Below are 26,511 nucleotides of genomic sequence, written 5' to 3' on the forward strand. Positions count from 1 at the left end.
GAGTTACTACAAAGCCACCAAAAATATTAATTGAAGTAATGAATATTGCGAAACCTCCTATCCAGGTTATTTTTCCCGTTAAATGAGAGCCGGCTGCAATGAGTGCACCGAGAATAATAATACTGGAGATGGCATTAGTTACGGACATTAAAGGCGTATGGAGTGCGGGTGTTACTTTCCATACAACATAATATCCTACAAAACAGGCCAATACGAAAATAGTAAGTATCGTAATATAATTCTCATGCATTTTGTTTCTCCTTGGTTTCCTGGAATGGCAGATATCGGCCTTGGTGGCAAAGAACTGCTTGTTGGATAATTTCATCATCTGGATTAAACTGTATTTCAGGAGGAGTATTCGCTAATAAATTAATGAGGTGATGCAGGTTATTGGCATAAAGCTCACTTGCTGTAGTAGGGACAAGGCCTGCCATGTTACTCAAACCAATTATAGTGATTTCTCGATGCTTTATAGTTTTGTCAAGAACGCTAATTTCACAATTCCCTCCACGAGCTGTTGCCAGATCGACCACCACTGAGCCTGGCTTCATTTGTTCTATAGTTTTTTTATAAAGTAATATTGGTGCTTTTCTTCCAGGAATTAATGCAGTAGAAATAACTATATCAGCTAGTTTAGCGTAGCGATCGATAAGGTCTGCTTGTAATTTTTTATATTCTTCGCTGGTTTCGGAAGCATAAACACCTTCAGTTTCACTGTCATGATTCTTAGGTACTTCGATGAATTCAGCACCTAAACTTTCTACCTGTTCTTTGGCAGCATTTCTTACATCAAAGGAATAAACTACCGCCCCTAAGCGTTTAGCAGTTGCAATTGCTTGCAAGCCTGCCACGCCAGCACCTAGAGTAAGTACTTTGGCTGGTTGAATCATACCAGCAGCTGTCATCATCATGGGAATTGCTCTGTGAAATTGATTGGTTGCTTCTAAAACGGCTCTGTAACCCGCCAAATTTGCTTGTGAAGATAAACTATCCATATTTTGAGCACGACTGATTCTGGGGATAAGATTCATGGAGAGCAAGGTAATTTGCTTTTCTTTGCTCCATGCAATTAGTTTACCTTGTGGCTCGTTATCTATTTGACCTATGAGCAGCGCGTTTGGAGGTAAACCCGTCAAATCTTTGGGATCAGGTTCATTAACACAAAGCAGGATATTGGTTTTTTTCAAAAGTTTATTTTTATCTTGCTCAATATGCACGCCTACGTTTTCAAAATCTACATCTGAAAAGCCTGCAGCAAGTCCGGCATTTTTTTCAATACTTACTTCAAATCCTGATTTGAGGTAATATTTTGCTGAGTTAGGCGTAATTGCTACTCGTGTTTCACTTTTTTTTTCCAATAGAGTTACAATCATCATGGCAAATCCTTTTTACCTAAAATAGTTTTATCTTATTGGAATTTAAAATATTTTGCTAGGTTACAAATTTCCCAAATAGAAAGGGCGTATCAAATACGCCCTTGTTTTTGGAGTTAAAATAGACAGTAAAATTGAGTTCAGTCCTTATTCACAAAGGTGGACTCCTCCGGAGTGTTTTAGGCTTTTTAGTCTATGCTAAACATGCACACCGCACTCTCAATCTGGCTCCCAAAAACGTGATGTTTGGCTGACCAATATGTACTATCTATGATTCAATAATAGGTTATTCTTTGAACGAATACCATTAAATTTTGGCGTTTTATTGCAAAAATTTAGTAATGATTAGGCAACGTATATGGACTCATTCGTTTTTAAAGACTTAGAAAAAGTTTATGAATTCATATTCTTGTTATTAAGTGTTTATCCTGATTGGTACGGAGAAAAATTTGGGTGTAATATATTCTGCCTTGGAGATCCTTAGCAATACCTATTCCGGTTAGATTGTAGTTACCAACTATGTTTCTTTTATGGCCAGGACTGAGCAGCCATTGTTGAACTACAGTACTCGCGTTTTTATAGTTGTATGCAACATTTTCAGCGCCAGCGCCTGAATTTTTAACGCGTGTATGTAAGTGGGCAATACGCTTTGTAAAATCTTTATGGCCAAAGGGCATTTTATGGGTTGCCATATCAATTGAATGTTGTTTCGCTTCTTTTACTATCTTCTGATCCATTTTTAATTGCGAAAGTCCATGCTGCTGTCTGTATTTATTAATGTGAATTAAAATCGCATTTTGAATAGTTGTATCATCTACTGCAGATTTTAATGTGGTTGCATAGGCTGATTGCAAGAAACTCAAGAGAATAATACTTAGAACAATTGTTTTACTTTTTTTTAAATACATTGCAATTTACCCTTAATTTATTTTTGAGTAATTCACCCTGGGGGCTATATAAGTTAGAAACCTTCTCAAAGCCTGCATCTGGGCCACTTTATCCCAATGTTTGCAACAAAAGGAATAAGAAAAGAGATTATTTGATAGTCGAATAGTGACTAAAAAAAAATCATTTGTCTAGGGTTTTAATAAGTTAAATTGATACAAAAAGCACCATTAATGATCTAATTTGCAAATGGTTTCTTTTAAATCTTCAACATCACCAGAATAATGATAATAAATTCGATTATGTGAACAATCTATAATGCAAAGCTGTTCTGGTGGTTGATTATCAAACTGTTTAAATACCCAGAATAAACCATCATAATGTTGTCTTTCTATCTCTTTTAATAAATCCACCATCTTTTCTTTTTGTAATTCAAAATGAGGGTAAAGGAAGCCGTGATTTCCATGAGTTATTTTATAGGCAAAATGATTTTCGATCATAATAGCACCCCGTGTGCATAAAAAATTAACAATCAATTAAATTATAGTCTTTTTAAAAATAAGAAAAAGTAGAGAACGATTTAGGTTCGCAAAGATTGAGTTTGTCGCCGGAACACGCAAGTTTTATTATAAATTGACAGAAAGACCTAATAAAATCGCATGTAAGGTAGGAATATTAGCTAGATTTTCGATTTTAGAATAAGAGTTGAGCTGAACATTAGGTGTATTACCGTATATTCCCTGATATAACAAGCTTAAATTAGCTAGGGCAGTAATTGGATAACCAAATCCTGCTTGCACTTCACCTGCAAGTTGAGATATTTCGTTGACAGGAATGCGTTCAATTTTCCAATGTCTGTAGGCGAGGCCGCCTTTTAATTGGGCAAAAAAAGAACTATTACCGATTGGATCAGTTTTGGTGGTAATTAACAAATCGATAACGGGGGAAAGAGTGGTACGCATTGGGAACCACTTAATAAGATTTAACGTTTCTTTGGGAATATTCAGGCAAATTTTATTACCTGTTTGTAGCCCTAATTCCAGACCTAATGCAATGTCTCCTGCAAGTAATAGTTCATTTCCAAGTGCTAATCGACCTATGACAAAGTTTCTCTCTCTGGCTTTTATTTGAAAATTGCTATCGCCTATACTGCCTGTAATTGACCACGGCTGATCCTGTGATGTGAGCTTGGGAGAGAAATTTCCAGCATAGGGAGTAAATGAGAATAAAATTCCTATGGTAATTAGTAGTCGCGTAAAGTAGTTCTTCATCGCTTTTATCCCTAAATGAATGGTCATATAGCTGGGAATATTAACTTTGGCGGAGAGAGAGGGATTCGAACCCTCGATACGTTTCCGTATACACACTTTCCAGGCGTGCGCCTTCAACCACTCGGCCACCTCTCCATGGGGGCAAGCTTATACATCTCGGCTAATAAAATCAACCCTTTACTTAACCAGATTATAGAATTTCATTGAGTAAAGTGTCTTCGGCTAGAAGTTAGGTATATACTAGTAGAAGGTAATTAATGATTAAAGGGATAAGATTATGTTAAAAAAACTGCTCATGTTAACACTATCTGGGCTGTTTGCTAATCCACTCTGGGCCATTACTTGTTATTATACACTGGCTAAAGATAATTGTTGGATTAAATATAATGTTACTGTTCAGGTAGTGGATACTTCAACTGATGAAGTTTTGACTACTGTAACAGTGCCTGCTGGAAAATCCTGGGCGCGGGTTACTTTTCCTTGTAAAACCAATGGACAAAAATTAATTTATAAGGCTCAATTTACCCCACCTATATGGGAAAGTGAAAAGGGGCACGTATATACCGCGAAAAATTACTGGTCTTTGCCTAAAGTAGTAAATCCTGGTGATTCAGCATGGAACGTGTCGGTGTGCTATCCTTCTGATTTTTCAGAGGTACCGTATCCTCCCGAAGCAACAGGTAATTGCAAGTGTGATTTTTCCAGTATTCCTGAAATTCCGCCGAAACAACTTTAAATTTCATGCGGATATCTATAATTTGATTTTTGGTGGTGAAATGAATTAACCTATTGACGAACATTATAACTATGTTAAAATAAGTTCTTGTTGTGCATATTTAAGTCAGAGCGGGTTTTCTATGCTATTTACTTCATATCTTGTGATCCATCCTTTAATTAATTCATATTTGAAGTTATTTTCTTCGTGTTGTTGCTGTAAATAATTTCTTATTTGTTTTTTAATGATTTATTTTAAGGATTCAGTCATGTGTGCAGCGCATCAGAAAACGAAAAAACTCCTCTTTAATACTCCTTTGATTTACGCTTTAATAATAAGTTTGGGTATTTTAAGTGGTATGTCTAACATTCCCTTTTTAAAAGATATTGGGTTACTACTTTCTGACTTATTTATAAAAATATTTAAGTGCATCAGTTTACCGATTATTTCTTTATCCATTATTGTAACCTTAGCAAACTATACAACAGATGGATTAATGAAAAAAATTTGGCTAAGAACGGTCAAGTATACTTTTTTAACCACTGTTGTCGCTGCAACAATTAGTTGCTTGTTGTATCTTGTAATTAATCCTAGTTCAGTACAAGTGAATATAGCGCATAGTACTCAATCAATAAATAGTCTTGGATATTTTGGATATTTAGCGAGCATTATTCCGACTAATTTATTATCACCTTTCCTTGAACAGCAGGTTATGGGTGTGCTGTTTCTCAGTATTATTATTGGTATTGCTGTACGTCAAATTCCTGATGCAGAGTCGCGTCAAGTTATTACCTGTTTTTTTCGTGGTGCACACGGGATTTTTTTAGTAATGACGCGTTGGATTATCACCATCATTCCCTTAGGGCTGTTTGGTTTTATTACCTCAACGGTTGTGCAATTACGTTCAGGTATGGACATCAAAGGCATAGGACAATATTTATTAATTATTATCTTAGCTAATTTGATACAGGGCTTTGTAGTATTACCATTGTGGTTGAAAAAAAATGGGGTTAAGCCTTTTGCTGCTATGCGTGCTTTACTTCCTGCCTTATCAGTTGCATTTTTTTCCAAATCTTCGGTTGGGACTTTACCGGTCACAATGGATACCATAGAAAAAAATTTACAAGTTAAACCAAATATAAGTCGATTTGTTTTACCTTTATGTACCAGTATTAATATGAATGGTTGCTCGGCATTTATCTTTGCTACAGTAATTTATCTGATGCAAAATCATGGCATATCCATTTCTTTGGCCACCATGGGGTTATGGATTTTAGTGGCTACAGTAGCTGCTATTGGTAATGCCGGGGTACCCATGGGATGTTTTTTCCTCAGTATTAGTCTTTTATCCAGCATGAATATTCCTATCGTATTAATGGGTGTTATTTTACCTTTTTATGGGTTAATAGATATGTTAGAAACGGCGTTAAATGTTTGGTCCGATGCGTGTGTAACCAAGATTGTTAATGATAAGGCATTGGCAGAAGAAAGCATTGGGGTAAAACAAAAGCTTTCTTCTGCATTAGAACCTGAGTGGGGTTAATTAATGTATTTATCATCTGCGACCGATGTTGGTATTAGATAGGTTTTTTTAAGCATCGATGATTGTCATATTGTTCACAATAATGCATAAAATATTGTTTTAAGACAGAAACAAAGAGTTCCCCATCATTTTCCATGAGAAAAATTCGTTCGGGTTGTAATTCTGCATAATTTGAATCCCTTAATATGGCTTTATACAGTGAATCTGCGTGGGAAAATATCCATTTGTTCAAAAAGGAAAGAACCAAATCAGGCTCATTTGAGTAGAAATTTTGGTAAATATCCGTAAATAATTTATTTTTCATTTCGTAGTTATTTTTAAAATAAAGATTACTGCGATCTCTTCGATATTCAATAAAAGGAGGTTTCGTTGGATTTTTTTTCATTCCTGCAGCCATACTCAATGAAATAATTAATCCTTTAGCCGATTCAATTTTTAATTTAGTCCCTAAGAAATTAGAACCATTGTATTCTCCAAGATAGGATTTTAAATAAGTAACTCCTTCGTCATTTGCCGGATCAAAATAACTATTAATAGTAAATTGTGTCGCAAGATACGTTTCTGGATTATAGTGACAGCTAATGTAAATTGCATAAATAAAATGATTGTTTGCAATATTTTCTACTAAAATTTTATTGATTTGATCATGGACCGTCTTACAAGTTATCTGCTGATTTTCTACATTACTGTCCATTCGAATAATTTGTGTTGGGAAATCAATAGTTCGTGTGAAGGATGTGGAATGTTTAAAGTTTGTGGATTCGTTAGTGAAAATTGTTGATTGAGTATTTTTATTTTCATTGTGCGAAGATAAGGTCATGAATTTAAAATTATCATGAGAATTGCTAAATGCATAAAATGGTAATAAGATTAGGAAGGTAACTAAATAATTAAATTTCATAAAAAGCTCCTTTTATGTGGCCAATCCGTGTTATTTTTAAACTAATTTTGTGGGCTCACATTTTGAGTATAGATTAGTGTTCTGAAATTAGTCATATTCACTTATTTAAAAGAGGAATAGTTTGCAAGAAATTTTTTGTTCTGATTTATTTATAATAAATGGTTAGTATTTTGTCACTAGATCTTATGTGTGCAAGGTTGTAGGGGTCTGGTGTGTGGTCCCTATTTCTTTTAGAAGAGGGGAAGATGTCAAGGAAATGAGTTTTTTATGTCTGAAGGGTTATCTTATTTGCATCCTGTTTCACCTTGTGAAGTGCAATTATCTTTATTATCAAAAGAAGTTGCTGCGTGTACCCGCTGTTCTCTTCATAAGACTCGTAAACAAACTGTTTTTTTTCGGGGTAGTTCACAAGCTAATCTAATGATTATTGGCGAAGCTCCTGGCTTTTATGAGGATCAGCAAGGTTTGCCTTTCGTAGGCAAAGCAGGTGGATTATTGAACAAAATGATGCAGAGTGTCGAACTGTTTGAAAAAGATTTTTATATCGCCAATGTTTTAAAATGCAGACCTCCCAATAATCGCGATCCGCAACTTGAGGAAATTATTCAATGCAGTTCTTATCTGATGCGTCAGATAGAGCTTTTAAGACCCAGTCTAATTCTTGCTTTGGGACGTTTTGCCGGACAATTTTTATTAAATAAATCGCTTGCATTGAAGCAATTACGCAATACCGTGCATTATTATAAAAATACTCCCTTTATAGTTAGCTATCATCCTGCTTATCTTTTGCGTAATCCAGCGGATAAGAAAAAAACTTATCTTGATTTATTAGCAGTAAAAAAATTTTTGCAGGAGAATGCTTCACTCAGTAAATTTGAATAGGTAATTTCTGAAACAAAGTAGATCATGTTTCGAAAAACTCTATTGTCTTGTTAGCCTTCATCCATAGCCAGCATTCGTGAGTTTTTTTGATAAATTTTAGAAACGAGCAAGAGATCGGTAAGATTTTTTCCACACCAACGAATAGCCGTAATGCTTGCTTGGGGATCTTTATTCTGTTGCAAAGACCATTGCGCATATTCTAGCAATAAACTGGCGATATAAGTTTGCGTCATTGCAAAAGCAAACTGACGAGCCCCAATGTGTTGTTCCTCATCGCTCATTTGCGCCATCAAATCGATATAGGATTGGAGTGTTTGTAGCGCCTCTTGAGTTTTATTTTTGGAAGAGAGGAGTTTTTGGCTCGTGATTTGATTTAAGCGTTTTTGAATGTCATTAAGAAAGGTTTTTGCAGCATTATCTCGGTGAATAGTGCGTAAAACATCCAGACTGAGGATATTGGTTGTTCCTTCCCAAATTGATAGAACTTGTGCATTTCGTAGTAATTGTGGAAGTCCAGTATCTTCGATATAACCAGCGCCACCAAATGCCTCTAAAGCTTCGCTCACTAAAGCAATTGCTTGTTTTGCAGTATAAAGTTTTACTAGTGGTGTTAATAACCGTAATACCGTTCGCTCAGAGTCTGTTGCTTCACCTGATTCCTCTTTTCCCAACAATTCAACAACATGAAAAACCAGAAAAAATGCACCGCTAAATTCAATTTGCATGTTTGCTAAGGTTTCTAAATGAAGTCCGTGTTGTGATAAAGGACGCCCAAAGGCTATACGTTTGGAAGCATAATCACGAGCAAGAGCAATGGCGCGACGCATGTATCCCACAGCGCAACAGGCATTGTATATGCGTGTAATATTAAATAGTGTTGAGATTTTTTTGACTCCTTCTTCAGCACTACCAATTAAAATTGCTGAGGTATTCTCAAGAGTAAGTTCTGCAGTGGGCAAAGCACAGGTGCCCAATTTATCTTTTAAACGATTAATGCGAATACCATTGAGGTTCCCATTCGGATCACGGAGTTCTAGATAAAATAAACTAAGTCCTCTACTGCCCGCAGGTGATCCTTCAATTCGAGCCAGGGTGATGGCTACCTGGGAAGTAGTTGCAGAGGTAAACCATTTAACGCCATTCAGCAGAAATCTGGATCCATCAGCTTTAGCAGTAGTTGCCGTACCACTTACGTCTGAGCCACCTGTCCGTTCGGTCATCCATTGACCTGAAGTCCAGAATTGTTTCGGATCAGAGGAAGTCAGATGAGAAAAGGCATGTTTTTTTAATGATGTATCGGCATGAAGTTCTAAGACCCGAGCTGCACCATCAGTCATCGCTAGTGGGCAGGTATAGATTGCTGAGGAAGGATGAAATAAATACAGTTTGATAAATTGATGAATACGCGATAAAGCCCCATGTCGACGTTCATAACCAATAGCAATTAATTTCTCTTGTGCGGAAATCTTATCTAATTTATTCCATGCAGAAGAAACTTCGATGCGATCAATACGTTTACCCCAAGGATCATAGGGAATATGTTTAGGTGGAGATGCCTCCGCTTCTTGACCCAGCTGATGGATCTCTGTAATAACGCGTTGACCAAAATGATGTAATTCAGACTTAATTTCGTTCAGCATGGCCGCAGGGAGCCTCCATGCTAGATAGTTCTTAAGAATGCGATCTTCTTCATATTGATTTCCCAAGTGCGGGGGTATTTGAAAAAAATCATTCATATCGATCCATTCCTTATGATTTTTAAATGAAATTTATCTTAGCTGGATTTTAAAAAAAATGCGATTTAAGGCTTTAAAATAAAATGTGAAAAGGCAATTTTACACTTGGTTTAAATATTTTTTTATAAAGTCTGCTCCCTTCAGGGTCAAGATCAGGAGCTTATCTTGAAATAGGGAGTGTTTTTAGAGCTAAACGCAATAGTAATAATCAGCGTTTGCTTGCTCCCAGTCTTTTGCAAAATCAGCTGGGATTTGTCCGTTTAAAAGAGCACCCGGCTGTAAATAATCATAAAGTTGAGCATAGGTTACTGCCTTTTGATTTCCCAAACGATGCCAAATCATATCGGGGGTCAACTTGTCAGGATGATCAACGCCTACGGCGCCCACTAGATCTAAGAAGTTTTTAATTGTGTCCTGTTGATAATTTTTTACATAGAGTGCCTTGGTATCAATATCGATGGCTTTGGCACGTTTGGGGTCTTGAGTTGTAACCCCTGTAGGACAGTTTCCCGTATGACAACGAAGTGCTTGGATGCAGCCGACGGCAAACATCATTGGCCGGGCTACATTACACAAATCTGCGCCAAGTGCTATTTTTTGTAACATATCAAAGCCATCAACTATTTTACCACTCACGATTAAGCGAATATGTTTTCGTAGATTACACCCGACGAGACTTGAATGCACAAAAGGTAATGCTTCGTCCAATGCGAGTCCAACATAGTCAGAAAATTCACTTGGTGCAGCTCCGGTTCCACCTTCAGCACCGTCAATAGTAATAAAATCTGGAGTAATTCCAGTGACTAGCATTGCTTTGCATATCCCTAAAAAATCACTACGTCGTCCAACACATAATTTAAAACCTACTGGTTTACCTCCACATAATTGTCTTAGTCGCAAGACAAATTCTAATAAGCCACGGGGAGTATTGAATTCTGGATGAACCGCAGGTGATTGGCAGTCTTTACCTTCAGGTATATCCCGAAAATAGGCAATTTCTTTGCTAACCTTAACCCCAGGTAAAAAACCGCCATCACTTGGTTTAGCACCTTGTGATAATTTTATTGCAATCATTTTAACCGCATTATGATTTGACTTTTTGCGAAATTCTTCATCATTAAAACGTCCTCCGGGAGTACGACATCCGAAATAGGCAGTGCCGATTTCCCAAACTATATCGGCGTTGTATTCGAGATGATATGACGTTAGTCCTCCTTCACCAGTATCTTGTGAAAATTCACCTAATTTAGCGCCTTTATTCATAGCTAGAACAGCACGAGAACTCAATGCACCAAAACTCATTGAGGAAATATTAAGTCTCGAACTATTATAAGGTTGTTTGCACTCTGGCCCACCAACTATAACACGAGCCGCTTCAGGAGGAACTGACTTCACAGCCATTGAATGCAAAGTAAAATTATAACCCTCAACTTTAATATCCTGTTCTGTACCAAAAGGATGGATTCCATTCCTATTTTGAGCTCTGTTTTTTATTAAGTCTCGTTGCTCGCGGTTATAAGGTCGTCCACTTTTATCATCCTCAAGAAAATATTGCCTGATTTCGGGACTAATAAATTCCATTAAGAAACGAATATGACCAATGACTGGATAATTATAAAGAATGTTATTTTGAGAAAAAGTGTCGACTACACCTAGTATGAAAATTGGAATAACAACCATATAAAAATAAGCGCTATTAGGCCAAATAAAAGTCAGCCCCAATAGAGCGAGACAAATAAACAGGGAGATAAGATAAAACTGTTTTTGCCACATGAATTAAGCTCCCTATTATGTTTACTATTGAATAAAGCCTGTCCTTAAAGCTAATGGATTTAATATTAACATCAGTTGATTATTACTTCGATCCGCTCATGATCAGCTTGTACAAATCGAGATAGATACTGGAGCAATAATATTGGGCTGCAGATTCTGCTTTATATCTTTTCTTTTAATATAATAGATGATGTATTGGTTTTAGAATGCAATTCATCCACAATTTTGTCAGGTAAATTTAAATAATAATGAATTTCATCTTTTATCTTTATTGAGTGAAGATTTTGTGAAGACTCCTTTTTTTTATCTATTGCAATACTATTGAAAGCACGTGCTTGCATAAAAATCCTTTTAAATTATCTTATGATAAAAGGTTAGTTTATTTAAATAATATTGCAAACGGCTTTTCCTCCTTCATAAGCATTAGGCATTAAGTTACATCATTGTCTAACTAGAACTTTTTTTTGACTTTTTTGCGAGTATTTGTTTCGTAGTTTTGTAACCTTGTTCTTTAAGTTGTTCAATAGTTTCTCTTGAAAAGTCAGAGTCCCATGCATAGGGTTCGTCTTTTCCAACCTTGCGTGTAATCCTGGTAATGGAATGGATGCCTGGATCGCCCATTGTTTGAATATAAACAGGTAATTGTCTGATTTCTTCAGCTAGAGTAGGTTCACAAAAGATCAAAATCCGTTCAATAAGCCTTTTGTATACATTAATGAGATCTCGGGTTTGTATGTCTTTTCTTATCTTTTCTGCGAATAAGATCTCATCTTTTCTTGTGAGAACCTCTATCATATTTTGAGGAAGTGAACGATTTCTTGAATAAAGTTCTACTATATAAATTTCTTTGTTTGTTGAACCACAGATCTCCAGTGTGGAGTCAATTGGTGTATTGGTAACGATTCCTCCATCCCAGTAATGTTTATTATTTATTGTCGTCCATGGAAATCCGGGAGGCAGACTGCCACTAGCAAGAATATGTTCGGGTGTGATGATGTCTGTATAGCTATCAAATGTTTCAAATTCTGAGGTCTCAACATTAACTGCCATGACAAGTAAACGAATAGGGCTATCTTTTAATTTTTCGAAATCGATGTATTTGTTCAAAAGATTTTTCACTGAAGAAACATCATAAAAACTTGTCCAGTTTATAGGAAATTGTTCTGGGCTATTCAATGTCATAGCCCATCGTGGATAGAAAAAGTTGGGAGACCCGTAAACAATTGCGTGCCAAGAAGAGAAAAGCCGTCGCATTTGTTCATTTGCGACGTTTAACATATCCAGTGAGAGATCACTCCAAAATGCTTCTAATGCCTCTGTTGCATGTCTCGGATTTGCAGCAATAATTGCTGAATTAAATGCCCCTATAGAAATGCCGGAAACAATATCTGGATAAATGCCATATTCCTCCATCGCCTTCACCACCCCACATTCAAAAGCACCGAGGGCACCTCCACCTTGCAGAGTAAGAATTCTCTGGGTTGCTATTTCTGCAAGAGAAACATTAAGATTAAGAAGTTGTTTTTTGTGAAATTTTAAATTGACTCGATTGAGAATAAGCGATTCCACCGCTTTAATTTCTTCTATTGGTCTTCCGGAAAAAAATGCTCCTTGTAAAAATCCATTCTTTAAATAAAAAAGGGCAAAGTTTTTTTTCTCTATTGAGCCTCTGACAATTCGTTCTTTAGCGTCGGTTGTATCGCCGATAACAGTAATAGAATTATCAAAGGCTTGAAAATAGAAGTAGGATGCACTGTTATAACTTTTTCTCATTCCCATCATATTTAATGCTGAAATCCTGCCTTGTTTCATTGCATTATCGATACCGCCATTTCTATGGAATCTTCTAAATACAGGATCAAAAAAATTAGTAACATCACCTGCAGAAAAGATATCTACTATATTTGTTTGTAGGTATTGATTCACAAGAATGCCATCATCAACATGAATTCCACTGCCATTAAGAAAATCCGTCTCAGGTAAATAGTTATCTGCAATAATTACACAGTCACACGCTATAATTTTACCAGTACTTGTTTCCACTGATTTGACAGAACTCTTACCATGAAATTTTTTTATTGTTTCATGGAGAATCACTTCAACACCTTGATTTGCAATGAAAGTACCTATTTCGATAGAAGGTCTCACGTTAAATAAATGAAATTCTTCCGTAACAATAGTAACTTTTATATTTTGTTTGATTAATAAAGATGCAACCTCAATACCAATAAAATCTCCTCCAAAAATGACTACTTTCTTTGCTTTTTTTATTTCTTGAATGATTGGTTGCGCATCGATAATTGTTTTTAGATAATAAATTTTAGTTAAATTATTTCCAGGAATGTCTACTTTTTTGGGGCTACAACCAGTAGCAATAAGCAATTGCTTAAAATGAAAATTGCCGGCATTATCTGTTTTCACGATTTTGTTTTTTGGGTCAACAGCTAGTGCCTTTGTATCAAGAATTACCTCGATATCATTTTTTTTGTAGTAACTTTCATCGAATATAAGAAGTTGTTCCACAGTTCTTTTCCCAAGTAGGAATGCTTTGGGAAGTTGAGGGCGATAATAGGGAAGGAAGCTTTCGGCAGATAGAATAATGATGTTGCCTGTTGCTCCTTCTTTTCTTAATGTCTCCGCATTAAATGCACAGGACGATCCTCCGCCAATAAGTAAAAAGTCAACATTCTTAATCATTCCTTGTTCCTTGTTTTTCGATGATCTTTCTGCAAGTAGAAATATCCACAACGTCTTGTCTTTTTTTGAAAATATTTAAAAATTGTCATCAGACCTAATATCTATGAGTATAAACTCTATCTGGTTTAATTATAAAGTTAGGCATAATTAAGGGATTAGAGATGTCATTAATTGAAAAAAATTAATTCAATATCCTAAAAACTATCCAGGTATTTTGGGATAAGAATTTTATTATTCGGCAAAAAGAAATCTACTCTACGATGTATAATATTTCTCAAGCTACTTGCATAGGTAATGCTTCACTTTAGCAAGAGGGAGTTATCAAAAATGCTTTCTTTATAGTCATCCATAGGCAATAATGGGACATATTTAACTTTTTAATGGGAGCACTTTTATGTCCCGTAAACAATTTGCTTTATTTATTGGAACTATATCAATAGTGCTTTCTCTGGTAACTTGGACGATGGATTTAAATCATTTAGTTCCCAAGTGTATCTATTGCCGCTGTGAACGTACAATGATTGGTTTACTAGGCGTTTTAATTTTATTACCAGTTTTTCCATATTTGACTCGCTATTTTAGTTTAGTTTTTGGTTTTTTTGGTGCTAGTGTAGCGGCACAACAAATTATTTTAATCTTGAAAATGGGTAGTTTATTTCCTATAGAACTATCACTTGTTGTAGCTGCCTTATTTATTATTATTGGCCAGGTATTATTTATTGACTCAAGACTAAAGATTTTGCGGATGGCCCCTTAACCCAATCGATGCTCAATAAAAATAACTACGATAAACCGAGGCAATTTTGTTCATTCAATGGACTTATCTTGCCATAACGAATACCAATAAAAACAGCTTCAATCATATTGGTACATGTTAGTTTTTTTTTCAAAAATAGCTTGGCGATGCTGTTCCACTCTTCTTACTGTCACTTGAAAAACAAAGCAATTTCTTTAATCGTTTTTCCTTGCGCAAACAGGTACAAGCATTGGTTCTCTTTTTTGTTTAAACGAAAATCTAGATAAATCACTTGCCGTACCCACCATGCGACAGTACATTTTGCATTTCTGACACGTGTTTTGCGGTAGGCTTGGCATTTCCTAGAAAGGCTAAATATTCTTTTGCAAAAGTCTTAAAAAATTTCTTTTGCTGACTCATAAAACCAAATTGGTTATTTCCATAATTATCCATAATCCTCTCTTTTTTTAAGCGCGAGAAAAAATACGGGTAACATAGCAAAATGCTATCCGAATGCTCTATTATTATATTGGGCGAAATTACAACTAATTACCAAGCTATAGTTCCACCATCAAAGCGGTGTAGTATTTCAGCATGGCTTTTAGAAAAATATTGTTCAGCTTGATTGAGCATGCCAGTAACACTAGTTTGAATATCAATCAAAGCATTAGGCCCACCCATATCTGTTTTAACCCATCCTGGATGAATTAACATGACGTGAATACCTGTTGCTTCCACGTCTATTGCGAAGCTACGCATTGCACAATTTAAAGCGGCTTTACTAGAACGATAAGCATATGAGCGACCCTGCTTATTATCAGAGATACTACCCATTCGTGAACTAATGACTAAAATATTTTTTTCTTGGCTTTTTTGAACGTTGGGTAGTAAAGCATCACATATTTTAATAACGCTAATGCAGTTTACATTGAGTACATGAATGAAGTTCTCTCTACTGATATTGCCGACAGTTACACCTTGCTCTCCACTAGTACCGGCATTGTTGATTAGAAAATCTATTGGGCGGTTATTAAGGGTTTCTTTCAGTGATACTATATCATCATCAATCGTCACATCTAATTTAATGATTTCATCCGCAAACTTATTGAGATTATTTGCTTGAGATGGGTTGCGGCAGCATCCAATTATATAATATCCATTACTTTTAAGCTGGCGAGCAAACTCTAAACCAATCCCTTTATTCGCTCCTGTAATAAGCGCATTTTTCATATAATGTTCCTTATTTTAGATAAATATTTCATGTCTGTGGTTTGTTCCGGCTTATTAAATTTCCAGCGGTGTCAAAGGATAGGTGTTACCGCAAGAATTTTCTTTGTAAAAATTACAGGTTCTTCAGTCTTTGTTTGAGCATTTAAACAGACCAAGGCATATCCATTTTTTCTTTGTAGTAATCTACGAAAAAAAGTACCCTCACTGGTTTCGATAATACAATCATATCCAAAGCATTTCTCTAAGTCAGATTCAGCCATATATTAAATACCGCCAACAAAATCTTTTACAGAGTAAGTAGGTTCCATTGTGTCAACGTATTAATATTTATATTATACGTATCATAGGTATAATGTTATTGATATAAATATTATTACATAAGATCAAATTGGATTCCAAAATAAAGCCACCAAAAACCCACACAAAAAAGGCCTTATAGGTCCGGATAGTAATTTATCTAGATTTTCGATTAACTGAAGAAGAGAATCAATGCCTGTACCTTTCTGCTCAAGACAAAACGATTAAAGAAATTGCTTTGTTTTTTTAAATATCAATAAGAAGAGTGGAACAGTATCGCCAAGCTACTTTTGAAAAACTAGCGTGCACCAATTTGATTGAAGCTGTGTTTATTGATATTCGTTATGGCAAGAACTGATCAAATGTTTCTTAAGAGGGTAGGAACTATTATGTTAAATTTTTTATAAATAAACTTCTTCATATATGAATGTTAAAATTGTATTTATAAGCATATTCTGTTATTTTTTAGATAAAAATATTATATTTGTTAATAAAAATGATATGTACTTTTAAAAAAGAGAAAAAAAAATCATTCCTCAGTGCCAACTTAACTTATCTACTATCCCAACATTCCTTGGATATTAAACAGCTATCAATCGCAACAGGAGTACCTGCTGCAACATTAGCGAGACTAAAAAGAGATAGTGGCAATCCAACTGTATCGTCTATCGAGCCACTTATCGATTTTTTTAGAGTTGAGATGGATGCATTTCTTTATGAAGATCTTTCAAGCCTTGAATATAAAAATAAAAAGAAAATGGGGAATTTAGTACCTATATCTGTATATTCGTTAGAAGAAATAGCTCATGGAAGAAAAAATGCTAAAGTTTTAAAATTTATTGGGGCAGCTGGTATAACCTCAGAAGATGTTTTTGGAGTTGCTATTAATAGTGATGTTCTGAAACCTGCATTTCAAAGTAACTCAATTGTTATTATCGAGCCGAATCTTAAGCCAGTCGAAGGTGATTATGTTTTATGTAATTTAAGTGACAGCTCAAACGACGCGCCTGTTTTTAGACAAATATTCATGAATGGAAATGATTTTTATTTTAAACCAGTAAATCCTGGATTTGGAGAGATGAAGCATTTTGAACGTTATAAAATTATTGGTGTAGTAACAAAGTCAATTGAGTCATATAGGTAAATGGTGGAAGATCAAATAATGCATTCTAAGGATTTAAATGCGCATGCTCTAAATTATACTCAATATAGGTATGTGTATTTTTTTATGATGCTTTTTATAACCATCTTTATAGTCTGTGATATTACTGCATTTAGAATGACAACGCTTTTTGGAACAAATGTACCTGTAAGTGGATTAATAATTCCAATTGTATTTTCACTTGGAGATATAATTGCAGATGTATATGGTTATCAAATATCAAGAAAATTAATATGGAATGCGCTCATATGTCAATTTTTATTTGGCATTTTAATTACTGTAGCAATCAACTTTCCCAACCCTGCTAATGATTTGAATAATATTAATTATAATGAGACGTTTAAACATATAATAAGAACTAACATTACTAGCTGTATGTCAGTGTCGAGTGGAATGTTTACAAATGCATTTCTAATGTCAAAAATAAAAATATGGATGAATGGGAAAAGTTTCTGGATTAGAACGATCTTATCAAGCTCTATTAGCGAATTTGTATTGTGTTTTGTAGCATATGTCACATTATACGTTGGATTAAAATCTCCTCTAGAAATATGGAAAATAATTATTAGTGTTTGGTATTACAAATTAATTTTTGCTTTAGTGGTCGCGCCATTAGTTTCTATTATTGCAGCTAAAGTCAAAAAGTGGGAAAATTGCGATGTTTTTGATCATGGAATAAATTATAACCCTTTTCTATATAATTATGATGTTAAGAGGTAAAAATTCGAAAAATCAGTAATTTTATTTTTCGTCTTAGTTGGAAACGTTTTATTAGGAGTTCAGCAGGATGAAGCCATGTAATGTCGTAAGTTTTTTAGGTGGTTTGGTAAATAAATTTGAGCCGCAATATACTCTCCGCTTAGATGATATTATTTATAGCAAATCGTATGGCCATGAAATTTGTGTTATGCAATTAGTTGGAAAAAATGCATTTCCAAAATATACAACAGAAGAGTTGCTCACTGATCCAAATGCATTAGTTGGACTTAGTCCCCAGGATGCTGTAGTAATCACACGGTTAGATTATACCATTAAGGAGCGTAGACGAAAATTTCAAGTATTAGAAATTGATAGAAATGGTACCATCCTTCTCAAAGATTCATTTGGAAAAATAACAAGATACTCAGAAAAACATATTAGTGCATCTAGAGAACTTATTAATGAGATGAGAAGTGATGATGCGCATGATTTAGGTTATAGGGTGGGGTTTAGAGAAGGGTTCAGCGCTAAAAAATTAACCCCTAAATTATCTAATAATATTAAAGATCAATTGTTGAGATTAAATCCATTTAAAAAGAAACTTGATTTGGGTTAGTAAAATCTAACCCAAGATAATTTCAAAAAAAGAGATGAGGTTGTTGAGGATCTTTCTTTACATCAGTTGTCAATGCCTTTTCAATAATTTCTTTTTTTTCATGCTTATGTGTGGTTAATGCAAGAGTCGCTCTTCCTAGAGACGAGTATAAGATCTTCCTGTCTTCATCATATAACGCATCCATATGTTTTTCTATAGTCGAAACATCACCTCTTTGGATTGGTCCAGTTAAGGATTGTTTGGGAGATAAAGTTTTTTCAAGATTAGATATAGAGCCTTTCATTAGGTTTGTAATAATATGCATGGCAATTTCTGTTTCTACTCCAGATTCTTGCATGCATGTTAAGGCTTGTTGAGCAAGAGTTACCAAATAATTAGAAGAAAACACTCCCGCAGCATGGTACAAAGATTTTTTTGATTTATCAATTTGATAAGTAATTGAGCCAATTTTTTCAAATAAAGATTTGAGTATTGGAAGAGATTTTTCATCTCCTTCCATAGCACAATAAGTTCCCTGATACTCCTCAATACTTAATTCAGGTTTTGCAAAGCTTCTCATAGGATGTACACTTGCTACAAAACAACCTTTATTTGATGCTGAATTTAATGTATCTGAAGTGAGAGAACCACTACAATGTAAGACAATATTTTCTTGTTTTAAGAAAGGGTTTTTTGATAATTCATCACAGGCTTGTTTAATTAGATCGTCAGGTGTGGTTATAAATGTAATATCAGCAGAAGGTAATTCGCAAATGGCAGGATAATACGTACCTCCTCCAATAAATTTTATCGCGGATTCAGCACTTATTTTTGATGTATTACAAATACCTCCAATCGTTACTAATTGATGTTTTAAAAGTAAATTGCCTATCGTTTTTCCAAGATGTCCTGCACCGACAATGTTAACCAATAATTTCATGATAAAAAAAACCCATAAAATAAATAATCTGATGGGAAAAATAACATTTTATTATAATTAATGCAAATAAACCCATAGGAATTATTGTATGATTTATTAAAACTATATATGATTTAAAAAATATTATTAAATATTTATTTATGATTGTTTTATATATATAAATGCGAAGAAGTACTAAAGATTAAAATTATAAGGCTAAGTCTAGCTACAAGGAGTTGTGAATATGTACGAATCTGTCCAGCAAATTAAAAATCAGGGAAAGCAATACCCTCCATTTTATCATTCCACTAATAAATTGATATACATGCAAAACATTTTAAAATCCCAAGTACCATTAGTTTCTATCAAAGAAATAAATAAGCTCCGTAAATTGGTGGCAAGAGCAGCCGTAGGAAAATATTTTTTAATCCAATCAGGAGATTGTGCGGAAAATTTTTATGAATGTGACCAAGATACAACTTATGCAAAGTTAGAGTTTATGCAGCAGTTAGCGGAGTTTTTTCAAAGAAAAACTGGGAATAGTGTAATTCAGGTTGGACGAATAGCAGGACATTATGCAAAGCTTAGAAGCCATCCTTATGAAACCTCTCAAAATGAAAAGATTTATTTTTACTTTGGCGATATGGTAAATCAATTTCATAAACAACACCGTACCCAAGATCCCTGGCGAATGCTACTGAGTTGTAATTGTTCGACATCTATTTATCAAGAAATTAATCAATGGAATCGAGAATTAAAGACAGACCAAAAAATATATACAAGCCATGAGGCCTTATTACTCTATTATGAACAAGCGTTAACTCGACTGGATAAACAAACGGGATTACATTACAACCTTTCAACCCATTTTCCCTGGCTTGGTAAACATACCGTCAATAGTATTGAGCACATTGACTATTTGGAAAAAATTGCTAATCCGCTTGCAATAAAAATAGGGCCAGATACCTCTATTCCAACACTTATAAAGATAATTAATCAATTAGATCCTGATTATCTTGCTGGACGTATCACGCTAATTCCCAGATTAGGGGTGCAGCAGGTCCATCACATTCTGCCACAATTAATTGAAGCAGTGAAAAAAACACAACGTACTGTTTTATGGAGTTGTGATCCCATGCACGGAAATACTGAAACCCTAAATTCGGGGATAAAGATAAGAAAGCTCAGCAATATTATTGAGGAAATCAAGAGTTCTTTTTTGATTCATAGAAAATTGAGTAGTCAACTTAATGCCATTCATCTTGAAGCAACACATCAGAATGTAACAGAATGTGTAGATTATAAATCGTCTATTAGTAGTTCAATAACTGACTTTAAGAAAAATTATAAGAGCTTGGTGGACCCTCGTTTAAATTATGCGCAAACAATGCATGTAATGCGGTGTATCGCAAAGCATTATATTGAATATTAAAAATTAATTGCTGTTTAAAGGCTTATTATATTTCGGAGTAGAAAAAACAGATGCGCTTACTGGTCTTAGAGAGTTACTTGAGCAAGGAATATATTACCAGTTTAATTAATTGTTCTTTATTGTGACTAAGCTGCTCTTTAAGCAGGGTTTTAGCTAAAATTTTAAGACCTGCTTGATGGATAGCTACTGATAAGACCATTGAGCATTGTGAGACATCAACTAGATATCCACATTTTCTGTGGATATCTCTGTGTGCAGTATGTTAAATACCGTATTCTGTCGCGCTTTAATGAGCTGTTCCGATTTTTTGTTATTTTCACTTTCTTTAAGTAAATCAAAAAATTTGGTCGTAACTTGTTGCACTTACTTGCGGCAAAGTACTTAAAAGGGGATAAATAAAAAAATGTAAAAATTATGGTTTCATCTTGTGCATTTGTTTAAGGGCTTTTAGGGGATATTGTGTTCCGTGAGGTGTGAAAAAGCAGCATTTAAGATGAAAATATTGACCTAATGACGAATTACTATCTAACGCTTTCTTGAGAGCATCTTCTTGTATTTTACCGGAAAGCGACTTGATATAATCAAGGGTTTGCCCTTGATGTTGGGCAAGTATTCTTAAACCTTTGGATGAGATGTATTTACCAGTGGTTAATACTTGATAGATTGCTCTGCCACTATTCGTTTGTTTTATTATTGCTTGGCAATCGTGTTCATTCATTATTAATTTCAATGGATTATCCTCGTCTGACGCAAAAAAACCATTGAGTATCTTGTATAAAGCGCCTTCTTTTTTAATGTGATTTAAAACCTGCGGTTTTTTTAAGATTATTTCTAAAGGAGCGTGATTTAATGCAGGTACTATCTTTTGGGCTAATTTCATTGATTTACTACTGGTTTTCCCTTTTTGTAGGCGATGTTTTTTAATTGTAATAAATGTTAACAAAGCTGTTTTATGCAGAGTACTTGCTTCACGCCGATTTTGCTGTATTTTATGGCTAAAACGATTAATCAATTCTTGATTTTGGTAATTTGCTTGCTCCACGTTTTTTTGCAGACAATACCTAGGGGCAGAAAGTCCTGCTTCCAAAGCTTCTTTGGCAGCCAAGATATGAATGAGCATTGTTTTACAATCTTTATCACCTTGGTGAAATCCTTTAAGAAAAAATTCGCAAGCTTGTTCCCATTTTTTAATTTTATTTTCAGGTGATAAGCCTTCAATACCACTTAAGCAGAAACTGCCAAGACGATAAAAATCAAATGCAGTAAGTTGATGATTTTCGCCTAAATAAGCGGCATATAAATCGAAGGCAAGCTGTTCTTCTTTATTATATAAAGCTATTTTAAATTGAATGTATTTTAAGCGTTCATCGTCATTTTCCCCATCATAAATTTCAGTGAAGAAATCAATTAGCCTTTGTGTGAATTGTATATTCTTAGGTAATTCATTCATAGATTGATGGAGAAATGGATAAAGAAGTAAATTTAATTCTCTGTCATGTTGTGCAGACAGTATTCTTGCCGCATTAATTTGATCACTTTTTAAATAACATAATATCAGTGCATGCCGTGCCTTTAGACTTTTTGTTTTCTCAAAAATGTGTTTTAACGCACTTAATGGAGGTTCATTCTGCTCAATAAAATAAGCGTGTTTATAAAGAGCAATCGCGGCGTTATGGTCCACTGAACCTCCTTGACCATTGAAATGCATGTAAGCGCGATTATTCATCGCCGTAGTATTACCTAATTTAATAGCTCGATCATAAAGAAGAATAGCGGCAGCATAGTTCACTGGACCACCTTGGCCAAACATGTGCATCGAAGCGCGATTATTCATAGCCGTACTATTATCTAATTCAATAGCCCGTTCAAAAAGATCAATGGCGGCAGCATAGTTCACTGGACCACCTTGACCAAAAAAGTGCATAGATGCGCGATTACTCATCGCTGTACTATGGCCTAATTCAATAGCCTGTTCAAATAGGTCAATGGCGGCAACATAGTTCACTAGACCACCTTGGCCAAACACGTGCATACAAGCGCGATTACTCATGGACTCACTATTACCTAATTCAATAGCTTGTTCATAAAGGTCTACAGCGGCAGTATAGTTCACCGGACCACCTTGGCCAAACTGGTGCATATAAGCACGCAAGATTAAAGCATATGAATCATTAGGGTTTTGTATTAGCTTTTCTTGGAGAATGGATAAGACCTCGTTAATAAAGTTTTCAGAAAATGCATTGGATTTTTTATAATGGTTCCATTGAGTCCAGGCATTTATATCACCGAGCAAAACACCTTGTAACAATCGAAGAAAATTGGGAATGGTCATTTATAATCTTTCTCCTAGGTATACTTCATTAATATAACGATTATTCTGTAATAAAGCGGTTTAATGATAACGGCAGATGAAGTCAGCTGTAAGTTGTTTTTTCTAATTTTGAGGACTATCGTTATTATTTCCAATTTAATAAAATTATTCTATTGATTCTAATAACATGTATTTTTTGTGATAGAGCCTTCCCAATTACGAAGGTAAGCTCTCCAATTTTGTTGTAACAAAATGTTATATATACTAGTATTTAATTTAATTGTGCTCTTTGCATTGGATCCTCTTGCTTTTGCTTCAGGTAATTAATCAACACTAATGAAATTGGAATTCCTATTACAGCTACAGTACTAAAAAAACCTCTCTTACTTAAAACTGAATTTAATATACTCTTTGATTGAGTGGAGCTGATTTGATGGTCTTGGTCCTCTTGCGAAAATAATTTTGAATTTGGTTTAACCAATTGATAACGGCTCAAAAGTTGCGTGAGCAGTTCCTGATGTGTTAACTGTTTTTTATTCAAATCAGCTATACAAAATAAATCATCACGCTTTTTTAAGTTAGACTGTTTCAAAAACGTATTTGTCCTGGCGTGTAATTCATCAATTTTTTGAGAAATATTGGGCTGATTATATCTGTTAATTTCAGGTGAAGCATTTCTTCTCAGGATTATCGCTGCATGTTTAGGAAAAGATTGTTCAAATTCAATTTTAGGATCTGATTTTAATTTTTTCGCTATATCTAATATATAAAAAGCAATAGCATTGCTATCGTGTTCACATTGTTTTTGACTCTCCGTTATCGCTAGAGCTGGGCGGCTCATATCAATATCCGCTGCGGCAGAAAATTCAGAAAAAACTCCAAATTGTTTATTCATCCAATCTATTTGTCCTGAATGGACTTTATTTTCATCAAGCAAATAACTTGCAGTGCCACGCAATTGTTCTTGTTCTAAATAAAATCTCACTTGTTCTAAGATAATTACAAATTCCTCATGAGTATGTGGTGGTTTTTCTATATGCATCAGCAAATTTTTTGCAGAATCCATTAGCTCAGTGACTTCATCTAAAACCAAATTCGCATTTATTGAGGCATCAGGTCCAATCCCAATTTTAACTAAGTTTACATACTTTTCAATTTGTGTATTAATTAGTTCGTAAACAAACTCAAACAAAGCATCATAATTGTAATTTTTCATAAATATCCTTGGCTAGTAAAAAATATAATCCTGTCAATTCAATCAAATAAACGAGTTTAGTCTAATAGAATCATATTGTAAATGCAAATGATAATCATTACTATTTGATGAATGGTAACTTCAGTGGTAGCTTTATTAAAATTTCAAACAACTTGAAGATTTTATTTTAATTTCATATAGTTACGTTGTTTTAATTTTTAAAAAATTGTTTTACAAGGGGGTAACAATGAAGAATAATGATAATTTAATTATTGACCCAATCCATTCTTCGCCAAATTTTAATCAACGTATTCGCTATTTAGTTTTGCATTATACGGCGTTGGATTTTGATAATTCATTAAAAACGTTAACCGATCCCAAAAGAGAGGTAAGTGCACATTATTTAGTTCCAGAAGCTTCTATTGAGGGCGAACGAAAAGTCTTTCAATTAGTAGAAGATAGGAAACGTGCTTGGCATGCGGGTGTTAGCAGGTGGGGAACACGAACAAATATTAATGACACTTCCATCGGAATAGAAATTGTTAATTTGGGTTATAAAGATGATAAGGGAAAACGATATTGGTATCCTTATGAAGAATATCAAATTGAAACTGTTATAGCACTTGCAAAAAAAATTGTTGATGATTACAAAATTGAACCGGTTAATGTAATAGGTCATAGTGATATAGCACCAGGAAGAAAACAAGACCCGGGTCCTTTATTTCCATGGAAAAAACTTTTTGAGAATAATATTGGTGCTTGGTTTGATGAGCAGCAAGTTGCGGAAAAAATTCGTGATATAAAAAAGGCAATAACCATAAATTTTCACGAGCTCCAAGAAAATTTAAAAACATATGGTTATCCTATTGAAATTACCGGAAAGTTAGATCAACAAACACGCAATGTTTTGCAAGCATTCCAAATGCATTTCAGACAAAATGACATTTCAGGTGAACCTGATGCTGAAACAGTTATAATTCTTGAAAATTTAGTTCAAAAATATTTTCCAAATCAATTCAAAAAGGGCTATTAGCAGATTTTAGCAGAATCATCACGACCAAAGATTGATATTAGTATGCAAGTTTTAGGTGGTTTTATGCCGCAAATTATTGCAGGACTGACATTTAAATATTTTGCAAACACAGATTGGCTTAAACTTTTTCCTCTCTCCATCCCTGGAAAACGCTGATTAAAATAGCGCTTACACTCATAACATTGAAACTTATGCGCTTTGATACACAAATAACTATAACGTAAGCCTAGTGATTCATGCCGTATCTTGCGCTCAAAACTATCTTTCTTCCTTAGACGTTTTCCATTGCAATAAATACACCGAACAATTCGATTGTAATTTATTTTAATATAAACAGGATTGTTTCCTGTCACCTTGGTTTTGTATAACCAGGCAAATTTAGGATAATATCTTTTCTTGGCACTTTAGTCCTCTTTCGATTGGGGAATCAAAGAGTTAGATTACTATAAGCCGATTAAAGTGCCCTACTTTTGCACATCATTACCCATAAGTATTAACAGCTCATGATTGCTATCCAAGTAACAAATTGAGGGTGTTGGGGATGGGCAGCAATTCTGCAGGTAGTTGACGGAGCTTATAAGAAAAGAAAATTAATTATTACTGCTATTGGGCTTATCAATCACATAGAGAGCTTGCCTTGTAGCGCAAACCCTCAAAGTGTAAATTTTTATTGAAATCAACAAGATAATAAAATAAGATGAAATGGCTAAATATTTTAGCTTATTTTAAAAAGCGCTGATAGAAGGGATTCGTAGTCCCAACTGCCAGCTAAGCCACAATAATTTACTTTAGAGAGTAAAAATCATGACCTACGTTATATTAGTTTATTCTGTCCTTAATATTCAATGTTTCTCATACAAGAAATCACTTGATTCGCCACCATTAGGTTAATTTCAGACCGTTTTGACTAATACGCTGATAAACGCGTAGGAAGTCGTTCGTCTTAAAAACACCAAACGGGGGCATGACCTATGGATTGCCCCTGCCTTTGCATACTTTAAAAAAAGGGACAACCATGTCAGAAAGAATACAAACAGAGTTTTATCACCTCAAAGTACAATCTTTCTTTGAGAATTTTGCAGGGCGCTATTTAGCCTATCTTGGCAACATGAGGCCTAATAAAACA

The 26,511-nt window shown here is 34.6% G+C and carries 25 protein-coding genes, 1 tRNA gene and 1 pseudogene; 9 read left to right on the forward strand and 18 right to left on the reverse strand.

The annotated features are described in order from the left end of the window. The 6 genes from WA877_RS05510 to WA877_RS05535 form a co-directional block, all read right to left on the reverse strand. Positions 1-250 (reverse strand): proton-translocating transhydrogenase family protein (locus tag WA877_RS05510; RefSeq protein WP_425169934.1); only part of this gene is annotated, 250 nt, incomplete at its 3' end. Further along, positions 243-1,376: a Re/Si-specific NAD(P)(+) transhydrogenase subunit alpha gene (locus tag WA877_RS05515; RefSeq protein ID WP_425169935.1), complete on the reverse strand. Its 1,134-nt coding sequence runs from the start codon at positions 1,374-1,376 to the stop codon at positions 243-245. The genes WA877_RS05510 and WA877_RS05515, both read right to left, overlap by 8 nt. 398 nt (positions 1,377-1,774) lie before the next feature. Then, the gene (locus tag WA877_RS05520; protein WP_425169936.1) at positions 1,775-2,281 is read right to left on the reverse strand and encodes a CAP domain-containing protein; all 507 of its coding nucleotides are present in this window, start codon (positions 2,279-2,281) and stop codon (positions 1,775-1,777) included. A 207-nt stretch (positions 2,282-2,488) separates the two neighbouring features. Then, positions 2,489-2,758 carry a hypothetical protein gene (locus WA877_RS05525; RefSeq protein WP_425169937.1) on the reverse strand — a complete coding sequence of 90 codons (270 nt, stop codon included), beginning with the start codon at positions 2,756-2,758 and terminating at the stop codon, positions 2,489-2,491. 126 nt (positions 2,759-2,884) lie between these two features. After that, positions 2,885-3,529 carry a hypothetical protein gene (locus tag WA877_RS05530; protein ID WP_425169938.1) on the reverse strand — a complete coding sequence of 215 codons (645 nt, stop codon included), beginning with the start codon at positions 3,527-3,529 and terminating at the stop codon, positions 2,885-2,887. Positions 3,530-3,576: 47 nt separating this feature from the next. Beyond that, a tRNA-Ser gene (locus WA877_RS05535) sits at positions 3,577-3,664 on the reverse strand. 142 nt (positions 3,665-3,806) lie between these two features. Between WA877_RS05535 and WA877_RS05540 the strand changes: the two genes are divergently transcribed. Continuing rightward, positions 3,807-4,265 (forward strand): hypothetical protein, encoded by a 459-nt coding sequence (locus WA877_RS05540; RefSeq protein ID WP_425169939.1) that lies wholly within the window; start codon positions 3,807-3,809, stop codon positions 4,263-4,265. Between the two features lie 247 nt (positions 4,266-4,512). Continuing rightward, positions 4,513-5,787 carry a dicarboxylate/amino acid:cation symporter gene (locus WA877_RS05545; RefSeq protein WP_425169940.1) on the forward strand — a complete coding sequence of 425 codons (1,275 nt, stop codon included), beginning with the start codon at positions 4,513-4,515 and terminating at the stop codon, positions 5,785-5,787. Positions 5,788-5,821: 34 nt separating this feature from the next. Here the strand turns inward: WA877_RS05545 and WA877_RS05550 are convergent, their stop codons facing one another. Then, positions 5,822-6,688, reverse strand: a complete 867-nt coding sequence (locus WA877_RS05550) for an Lpg0189 family type II secretion system effector (protein ID WP_425169941.1) — start codon at positions 6,686-6,688, stop codon at positions 5,822-5,824. Positions 6,689-6,955: 267 nt separating this feature from the next. Between WA877_RS05550 and WA877_RS05555 the strand changes: the two genes are divergently transcribed. Beyond that, complete coding sequence (locus tag WA877_RS05555; RefSeq protein WP_425169942.1) at positions 6,956-7,570, forward strand: uracil-DNA glycosylase; 615 nt, start codon at positions 6,956-6,958, stop codon at positions 7,568-7,570. A 50-nt stretch (positions 7,571-7,620) separates the two neighbouring features. On the opposite strand, the gene WA877_RS05560 is transcribed toward WA877_RS05555, so the two are convergent. From WA877_RS05560 to WA877_RS05575, 4 genes are all read right to left on the reverse strand, one after another. Next, the gene (locus tag WA877_RS05560; RefSeq protein WP_425169943.1) at positions 7,621-9,306 is read right to left on the reverse strand and encodes an acyl-CoA dehydrogenase family protein; all 1,686 of its coding nucleotides are present in this window, start codon (positions 9,304-9,306) and stop codon (positions 7,621-7,623) included. A gap of 189 nt (positions 9,307-9,495) precedes the next feature. Then, positions 9,496-11,079, reverse strand: coding sequence for an FMN-binding glutamate synthase family protein (locus WA877_RS05565; protein ID WP_425169944.1), 1,584 nt, complete (start codon positions 11,077-11,079; stop codon positions 9,496-9,498). Positions 11,080-11,240: 161 nt separating this feature from the next. Continuing rightward, a complete protein-coding gene (locus WA877_RS05570; protein ID WP_425169945.1) occupies positions 11,241-11,420 on the reverse strand; it encodes a hypothetical protein in 180 nt (59 codons plus the stop codon). 106 nt (positions 11,421-11,526) lie between these two features. Then, the gene (locus tag WA877_RS05575; RefSeq protein ID WP_425169946.1) at positions 11,527-13,776 is read right to left on the reverse strand and encodes an FAD-dependent oxidoreductase; all 2,250 of its coding nucleotides are present in this window, start codon (positions 13,774-13,776) and stop codon (positions 11,527-11,529) included. A 394-nt stretch (positions 13,777-14,170) separates the two neighbouring features. On the opposite strand from WA877_RS05575, the gene WA877_RS05580 reads away from it, so the two are divergent. Continuing rightward, positions 14,171-14,533 (forward strand): hypothetical protein, encoded by a 363-nt coding sequence (locus WA877_RS05580; RefSeq protein WP_425169947.1) that lies wholly within the window; start codon positions 14,171-14,173, stop codon positions 14,531-14,533. Positions 14,534-14,800: 267 nt separating this feature from the next. On the opposite strand, the gene WA877_RS05585 is transcribed toward WA877_RS05580, so the two are convergent. From WA877_RS05585 to WA877_RS05595, 3 genes are all read right to left on the reverse strand, one after another. After that, entirely contained in the window at positions 14,801-14,965 is a 165-nt protein-coding gene (locus WA877_RS05585; RefSeq protein ID WP_425169948.1) for a hypothetical protein, read from the reverse strand. Between the two features lie 96 nt (positions 14,966-15,061). Further along, complete coding sequence (locus tag WA877_RS05590; protein WP_425169949.1) at positions 15,062-15,742, reverse strand: SDR family oxidoreductase; 681 nt, start codon at positions 15,740-15,742, stop codon at positions 15,062-15,064. Between the two features lie 71 nt (positions 15,743-15,813). Then, positions 15,814-16,002 (reverse strand): hypothetical protein, encoded by a 189-nt coding sequence (locus WA877_RS05595; RefSeq protein WP_425169950.1) that lies wholly within the window; start codon positions 16,000-16,002, stop codon positions 15,814-15,816. Between the two features lie 521 nt (positions 16,003-16,523). Here WA877_RS05595 and WA877_RS05600 point away from each other — a divergent pair. The 3 genes from WA877_RS05600 (at position 16,524) to WA877_RS05610 (ending at position 18,516) form a co-directional block, all read left to right on the forward strand. Beyond that, positions 16,524-17,183, forward strand: a complete 660-nt coding sequence (locus WA877_RS05600) for a S24 family peptidase (RefSeq protein WP_425169951.1) — start codon at positions 16,524-16,526, stop codon at positions 17,181-17,183. Further along, positions 17,184-17,921 carry a VUT family protein gene (locus tag WA877_RS05605; protein ID WP_425169952.1) on the forward strand — a complete coding sequence of 246 codons (738 nt, stop codon included), beginning with the start codon at positions 17,184-17,186 and terminating at the stop codon, positions 17,919-17,921. A gap of 67 nt (positions 17,922-17,988) precedes the next feature. Continuing rightward, positions 17,989-18,516 (forward strand): hypothetical protein, encoded by a 528-nt coding sequence (locus WA877_RS05610; RefSeq protein ID WP_425169953.1) that lies wholly within the window; start codon positions 17,989-17,991, stop codon positions 18,514-18,516. Positions 18,517-18,538: 22 nt separating this feature from the next. On the opposite strand, the gene WA877_RS05615 is transcribed toward WA877_RS05610, so the two are convergent. Then, complete coding sequence (locus tag WA877_RS05615; protein WP_425169954.1) at positions 18,539-19,435, reverse strand: Rossmann-like and DUF2520 domain-containing protein; 897 nt, start codon at positions 19,433-19,435, stop codon at positions 18,539-18,541. Positions 19,436-19,658: 223 nt separating this feature from the next. Here WA877_RS05615 and WA877_RS05620 point away from each other — a divergent pair, with 223 nt between their 5' ends. Continuing rightward, positions 19,659-20,846, forward strand: coding sequence for a 3-deoxy-7-phosphoheptulonate synthase (locus WA877_RS05620; protein ID WP_425169955.1), 1,188 nt, complete (start codon positions 19,659-19,661; stop codon positions 20,844-20,846). A 412-nt stretch (positions 20,847-21,258) separates the two neighbouring features. Here the strand turns inward: WA877_RS05620 and WA877_RS05625 are convergent, their stop codons facing one another. Together WA877_RS05625 and WA877_RS05630 are read right to left on the reverse strand one after the other, a co-directional pair. Then, positions 21,259-23,178, reverse strand: a complete 1,920-nt coding sequence (locus WA877_RS05625; RefSeq protein ID WP_425169956.1) for a tetratricopeptide repeat protein — start codon at positions 23,176-23,178, stop codon at positions 21,259-21,261. A gap of 250 nt (positions 23,179-23,428) precedes the next feature. Continuing rightward, positions 23,429-24,373, reverse strand: coding sequence for a hypothetical protein (locus WA877_RS05630; protein ID WP_425169957.1), 945 nt, complete (start codon positions 24,371-24,373; stop codon positions 23,429-23,431). Between the two features lie 226 nt (positions 24,374-24,599). On the opposite strand from WA877_RS05630, the gene WA877_RS05635 reads away from it, so the two are divergent. Then, complete coding sequence (locus WA877_RS05635; RefSeq protein WP_425169958.1) at positions 24,600-25,385, forward strand: N-acetylmuramoyl-L-alanine amidase; 786 nt, start codon at positions 24,600-24,602, stop codon at positions 25,383-25,385. Positions 25,386-25,492: 107 nt separating this feature from the next. On the opposite strand, the pseudogene WA877_RS05640 reads toward WA877_RS05635, so the two are convergent. Then, positions 25,493-25,788 (reverse strand): annotated as a pseudogene (locus WA877_RS05640) (transposase family protein); the annotation flags it as partial. Positions 25,789-26,511 lie beyond the last annotated feature (723 nt).

Origin of the sequence: Legionella sp. (assembly GCF_049790535.1) — a bacterium.
Taxonomy (GTDB): Bacteria; Pseudomonadota; Gammaproteobacteria; order Legionellales; family Legionellaceae; genus Legionella.